This window comes from Methylobacterium oxalidis (assembly GCF_007992195.1).
In the GTDB taxonomy this organism is placed as follows: domain Bacteria; phylum Pseudomonadota; class Alphaproteobacteria; order Rhizobiales; family Beijerinckiaceae; genus Methylobacterium; species Methylobacterium oxalidis.
This window is the reverse complement of the sequence record NZ_BJZU01000229.1, coordinates 1-2,650: the sequence shown is the minus strand read 5'-3', so window position 1 is coordinate 2,650 and position 2,650 is coordinate 1. Positions and strand designations below refer to the sequence as shown.

The window sequence follows — 2,650 nt, the reverse complement described above, 5'->3', positions numbered from 1 at the left end:
GGCGCCGATGCTCTCCTGCAGGTTGACCGCAACGGCGGCGGCAACAGCTACACGACCCTCATCAAGTTCCAGACACTGGATCTCGCGACCACATCGCTCACCTCAGGAAGTCTGATCCCAAATTACAATCCGAATGGAAGCGGGGTGGCCGGTCAAACAATCAACGGTGATGGGGGAAACAATGTTCTTCAGGGAACATTCGGCGATGATATTATCTCTGGACTGAGTGGAGACGATCAGATCAACGGTGGTAGCGGTGGCGATCAGTTGTTCGGAGGTGCTGGTAAAGACATTCTTCGTGGTAGTTTTGGAAACGACTTCCTTTCTGGCGGCACCGAGAACGACACTTTTTCTTTCAGCGCAGGTTCCGGACAGGACACCATAACCGATTTTGCATCCGGCGACCTCATCGAGATTGACCTCGACACACCGGTTGCAGACGTCAACGCTTGGCTTGGAACCCACGCTACTGAGGTCAACGGATCCGCTGTCATCGATCTGGATGGGTCTGGCCTGGGAACTGACACCATCACGGTGAAGGAGGTCTCTCTTGCTAGCCTAGCCGCCGACGCGTTCCGCTTCGTTTGATTGAACAGAGCAGCGGCAAGTATATTTCGATCACCCAAAACTGCGGCAACGTGGCCGATCCCGCGTTGCCGCAATTATTGTTTAACAAGGTCAATCTGTTATGTTGCGTTGCTCCGAGTGCTGATTACTCAATGGTGCTCTCGCTGTTTTGCAGCCGCGAGTGAAGCATGTCTAATTAAATGGTCGATTGGCATGAAAGTATGATTGTGACGGCATAGGTGGAGAATTTCTGTAAAGTGCGCTGTGTTGTTGCGAGAGCGGCAACGCCTCACCACCGAGGCATCCTCCGCTGCCCAACAGCCGCCAAGCAAGCAGCCATCTGCTGCCCGATCAATTCGCATTGCGGCCAGTTCGCGTATCGGGGCTCTGCCAAACCGGACAGGATACAGGGCGGCAGCACGCAGTAGCCGAGTTCCCTAAATCAAGGCGGCAGCTTACGCGCGTAACCCCATGAATTCGTAGTCGTATGTGGAGTCGCCGCCAGCCACATCTCGCCATTCTTGAAATGTACAAGTGAGTACAAAAAAGCGTTTATTGTTGCTGTGCTTGTTGCTGTGCCACGTTTTAGCCCCAATTAACTTCTGTAAGCTAAGCCGTTGCCGAGCATGTATTGGAGAATAAATGCCTGAGAACCTACTGCAGCTGAAATGGGGTCTTGTTGCTTCGCTGGCCGGTGCTTCGCCCGGCGTCGTTCGCATCTCCCATCTGCAGACGGACAGCTCCCCGGCAGACAAAACTCCTACTAGCTTGGTGACCCGCACCCCCAAGAAGCGCGATCCAAAGCCCTGATCTACCAGCCGTCGCCAGCAGATCGTTCCGCGCTGCTGGCGGCCAGCTCGGGCGCGGCCGTTCGAGAAGCCGCGTCAACGTCCTGGTCACCCGGCCGAACTGGTCGGAGGGTGTCGTCGCGCCAACAGCAAGCATATTCTAGCCAAGTCGAAGATCTGGCGTGATTGCGCGTTTCACTCGCTAGGAGAGCGTATGTCTCTCTTGGGGGCAACTATAACTGGCTAAAGCAAGGGAAATCTATCGGAATGGCAACGCCAACCAGCCTCGAATCCTACTTTCTCAGCCTCGTCAACCAAACCCGCGCCGGTGTCGGCGCCAAGCCGCTCAGCTTCGACGGCGAGTTGCTGAATGCTGCCGATGCCCACAGCGCTTGGATGGACCAGACCGACACCTTCTCCCACACGGGTGTAAACGGCTCCAGCCCGGGCACGCGCGTCACCGACGCCGGCTACGGCTGGCAGAGCTACGGTGAGAACATCGCCTATGTGAGCGGCACCCTTAACGAAGCGACCGTGCAGAAGCTGCACACGATGCTCGTGAACTCGCCCGGTCACTACGCCAACATCATCAAGGGCTCGTTCGAGGAGGTTGGGATCGGTCTGAAAGAGGGGACGATCAACGGCCACAACGTCGTGTTCGTGACCGAGGATTTCGGCACCCCGAACGCGACCGAGCGGGCCGAGGCCAACGACGTGATCAACGTCACGGCGACCAGTCCGGTCACGGCGGCGCCCACCCCCGTTCCGACCACCCCGGTTCAGACCACGCCGCCGACGATCACGGCGGGCCAAACCCTCTCCGGGAACAGCTACAGCAACACCCTCAAGGGCGGCGCCGGCAACGACACGATCAACGGCAACGGAGGCTCGGATTACCTCGTCGGCGGCGCCGGGAGCGACACGTTCGTGTTCGACACTGCGCGCGAGGCCAATAGGGACACTGTGGCGGATTTCTCGCACGGCATCGACAAGATCGACCTGCGCGGCATCGACGCCAACACCAAACTCTCCGGGGACCAGGGCTTCACCTTCATCGGTGACCAAGGCTTCCACAAGAGCGCAGGCGAGCTGAAGGCCTACGAGGCGGGCGGCAACACCTACCTCGCCGGAGACACCAACGGCGATGGCTTTGCCGACTTCGCGATCAAGGCACTCGGAGTGCACCACTTCACGAACGGCGACTTCGTCTTGTGACGACACGGCCCCCGACCACGTCGGGGGCCTTGATCTACCCTGACGCAGTGGTCCGAGCCCAAAGAGAGTGCGAGTGGACT

2 protein-coding genes are annotated in these 2,650 nt (G+C 58.5%); both read left to right on the top strand.

What is annotated here, in order from left to right:
- A partial coding sequence (locus MOX02_RS29830) for a calcium-binding protein (protein WP_373866794.1) occupies positions 1-588 on the top strand: 588 nt, incomplete at its 5' end.
- A 953-nt stretch (positions 589-1,541) separates the two neighbouring features.
- On the top strand, positions 1,542-2,570 hold the full coding sequence (locus MOX02_RS29825; protein WP_147029382.1) for a CAP domain-containing protein: 1,029 nt from the start codon (positions 1,542-1,544) through the stop codon (positions 2,568-2,570).
- Positions 2,571-2,650: the final 80 nt, after the last annotated feature.